Source organism: Zoogloea sp. 1C4, from assembly GCF_009469605.1.
Taxonomy (GTDB): domain Bacteria; phylum Pseudomonadota; class Gammaproteobacteria; order Burkholderiales; family Rhodocyclaceae; genus Zoogloea; species Zoogloea oryzae.
The window spans coordinates 1-519 of sequence record NZ_SSXU01000098.1; the positions used below are offsets into that span (position 1 = coordinate 1).

At 29.1% G+C, this 519-nt stretch carries 2 protein-coding genes; both read right to left on the bottom strand.

The annotated features are described in order from the left end of the window. Position 1 precedes the first annotated feature (1 nt). Positions 2 to 250: a hypothetical protein gene (locus GH681_RS23025; protein WP_153163824.1), complete on the bottom strand. Its 249-nt coding sequence runs from the start codon at positions 248 to 250 to the stop codon at positions 2 to 4. Positions 251 to 292: 42 nt separating this feature from the next. Beyond that, the coding region (locus GH681_RS23875; protein ID WP_255425201.1) for a hypothetical protein at positions 293 to 519 on the bottom strand (227 nt) is incomplete at its 5' end.

The following is a 519-nucleotide window of genomic DNA, read 5'->3' on the forward strand; positions in this document are numbered from 1 at the left end:
ACTAAGGAGTTGCAGCTTGAAATAATTCATCATCACAGTATCTTCTGTAGTACTTAACACCATATTGATCTTTTAATTTATGGTCTACATAATAGTTCAATAATAAGTTACCAAGAGCTTGTGAAGTACGTAGTCCTATAGATAATCCTTCTGGTAACATTGATACACATCTATCTAATAATATTATAAGTTTCTTATCTTTGAAATATTTTCTGATAACCTCCATCATGATTACTTGATTTACTTTCATATAAAACTTACGAATATCACATTTGTATATATACTTAGTTTCCTATGGATTATTTTTGATATTGTAGACCATTCTATAGAATAAATAATGTAGCCCTCTACCTTTAAGACCAGCTGCTGAATCTGCTATGAATCGCTTCACTAAATGTTTTTCAACAACTCTCATTATTGCATTTAAAGCTATTCTTTCTCTTAAAGGTATTACTTGTATTATTCTCTCTTTCCCCCATTCATAAAGTTTATACTCTCCATAACTCCTAATTTTAAAAG

Bases quoted from the DNA above. Each gene is read 5' to 3' on its own strand.
- GH681_RS23025 (WP_153163824.1), bottom strand. From the start codon at position 250: ATGAAAGTAAATCAAGTAATCATGATGGAGGTTATCAGAAAATATTTC.